Raw genomic sequence first — 2147 nt, forward strand, 5'->3', positions numbered from 1 at the left:
GAGGGTCCGATGGCGGTCGTGATCCTCGGCGGGCTGGTTTCGTCCACGCTGGTCAGCCTGTTGCTGATTCCGCCGCTGGCGGCGCGCTGACTGCGGCCGGGATAGGGTCGGGTCTCCTCTGTGCCGGCCGTGCCAGAAACAGGACAGTGCCCCATCGTGCCAGAGCACCCTTGGCGGCCCTGTGCAATATTGACGCTAGGGGCCGGATAGCGTCGGGTCCCGCCAACGACAGATCCGAATTCCAGCCATCTCGGGAGGGTAGTCATGCTCAAAATGCAGACGATAGCCGGTGCCGTGCTTGCCGCCGGCGCAAGCGTCGCTTTCGCCGCCGCGCCGGTGCTCAGCGTCACCAAGTCGGCGACGGTCAACGCGCCGGTCGCCAAGGTCTGGGACGCGGTGAAGAATTTCGACGGGCTCAACACCTGGCATCCGGCTGTCGCCAGCGACCAGATCGTCGAGGGCAGCAATAACCAGGTCGGCGCGGTGCGCCTGCTCACGCTCAAGGACGGCGGCACGATCAAGGAAAAGCTGCTCGGCTACGATCCGGCACATCACAGTTTCAAGTACGCGATCCTCGAAGGGGTGCTGCCGGTGAGCGACTACACCTCCACGGTCAGCGTGAAGGCGGGCGCGGACGGCAAGTCGGTGGTGACCTGGTCCGGCCAGTTCAAGCGCAAGGACGTCGGCGATCATCCGGCCGCGAACGCGGACGACAAGACCGCGACCGACACGATGGGCGCGGTCTACCAGGCCGGACTCGACAACCTCGGCAAGGTGCTCGGCGGCGGTTGAACGGCGACGTGCGGCCGCGTTTGCCGCGCGATGCCTAGAACCTGTCTCAAAACGTAGCGAGCGAAGACAGTTCGCGCGTCGCCGGAGCTCAGGAACCGGAGTTTACAAGTAGTAAATGAGGATGACTCGCCGCTTCTGCGGCTCGCCCTTCGGGCCGGCTTTGCCGTTCGCTTCGGCATCCTGCCTGCGCAGTCCGAGCACCGCCGGCGCACGAGATGTCGAGCGCAGTAGTTTTGAGACAGGTTCTAGTGCGTCGCGCCGGCGGCGTAGTGAAGATCGTCCTTCGTCGTCAGCGCGGTTTCGAGGCACAGGCGCAGCGCGGCAATCATTGTCATCAGAGGCATGCTCGCCGCACCGGGAACTTTCTGCACCTGCTCGGGCAGAAACGGCACATGGATGAAACCGCCGCGCACGTCCCGCCGCGCACGCGCGAGGCGATGCATCAGGCCGTAGAAAACGAGGTTGCAGACGAAGCTGCCGGCCGTCTGCGAGAGTTCCGCAGGAATGTTTGCCGTACGCAACGCAGACAGCATCGCCTTGACCGGCAAGGTGGAAAAGTAGGCATTTGCCGCATTTTCCACAATGTGCACATCGACCGGCTGCGCGCCGGCGTTGTCGGCGATGCGCGCATCGATCAGGTTGACCGCGATGCGTTCGAGCGAAATGCCGCTGCGCCCGCCCGCCTGCCCGAGCGCGATCACGAGGGTGGGGCGGTGTTTGCGCAGCAAGGCATCGAGCGCGGGCAGCGAACGCACGAATTCGGTCGGCAGCTCGGCGCCGACGATGCGATGACCGGCGATGGTTGCGCCGTCGAGCGCGCGCGCGATCTCGAACGAAGGATTGATCGTCTCGCCGCCGAACGGATCGAATCCGGTCACCAGGGCGATGGGCAGTTTTTTCGACGCGCGCTTCATCGGAAGATCAGCACGGCCATGAGGATCACATTGATGACCAGCAGCACGAGCGCCGTCGGCCATTGCGCGCGGATCACCGCGTACTGGTCGCGCAGTTCGAGCAGCACCGCGGGCACGATGTTGAAATTCGCCGCCATCGGCGTCAGCAGGGTGCCGCAGTAGCCGGTCAGCATGCCGAGCGAGCCGAGCACGGCGGGCGCGGCGCCGTGCTTGTGCACGAGCAGCGGCAGACCGATGCCGGCCATCATGACCGGGAATGCGGCGAACGCGTTGCCCATGATCATCGTGAACAGCACCATGCCGAGCGCGAACGCGAGCAGGCAGGCGATGCGGTTATCGACCGGGATCAGCGCGCCGACGATCGCCGCGACCGCATCGCCGACGCCTGTCGCCGCGAACACGCCGCCGAGCGTCGCGAGCACCATCGGCAGCAGCGCGACG

Annotated in this window: 3 protein-coding genes; 1 reads left to right on the forward strand and 2 read right to left on the reverse strand. The window is 65.7% G+C overall.

Annotated features, from left to right (window positions below; translation table 11 throughout):
- The first annotated feature begins 264 nt into the window (after positions 1-264).
- A complete protein-coding gene (locus tag VF497_RS09630; protein ID WP_330888082.1) occupies positions 265-792 on the forward strand; it encodes an SRPBCC family protein in 528 nt (175 codons plus the stop codon).
- Positions 793-1037: 245 nt separating this feature from the next.
- Here the strand turns inward: VF497_RS09630 and pcp are convergent, their stop codons facing one another.
- Both pcp and VF497_RS09640 read right to left on the reverse strand, forming a co-directional pair.
- The gene (pcp, locus tag VF497_RS09635; RefSeq protein ID WP_330888084.1) at positions 1038-1706 is read right to left on the reverse strand and encodes a pyroglutamyl-peptidase I; all 669 of its coding nucleotides are present in this window, start codon (positions 1704-1706) and stop codon (positions 1038-1040) included.
- Positions 1703-2147, reverse strand: a 445-nt coding sequence (locus VF497_RS09640) for a 5-oxoproline transporter, DUF979 family subunit (protein WP_330888086.1), incomplete at its 5' end; no start/stop codon positions are given. The genes VF497_RS09640 and pcp, both read right to left, overlap by 4 nt.

Origin of the sequence: Rudaea sp. (genome assembly GCF_036383415.1) — a bacterium.
Classification (GTDB): Bacteria; Pseudomonadota; Gammaproteobacteria; order Xanthomonadales; family Rhodanobacteraceae; genus Rudaea.

What these genes read in the sequence shown, in the direction of transcription:
- VF497_RS09630 (WP_330888082.1), top strand. Translation starts at nt 265, where the DNA reads ATGCTCAAAATGCAGACGATAGCCGGTGCCGTGCTTGCCGCCGGCGCA.
- pcp (WP_330888084.1), bottom strand. Translation starts at nt 1,706, where the DNA reads ATGAAGCGCGCGTCGAAAAAACTGCCCATCGCCCTGGTGACCGGATTC.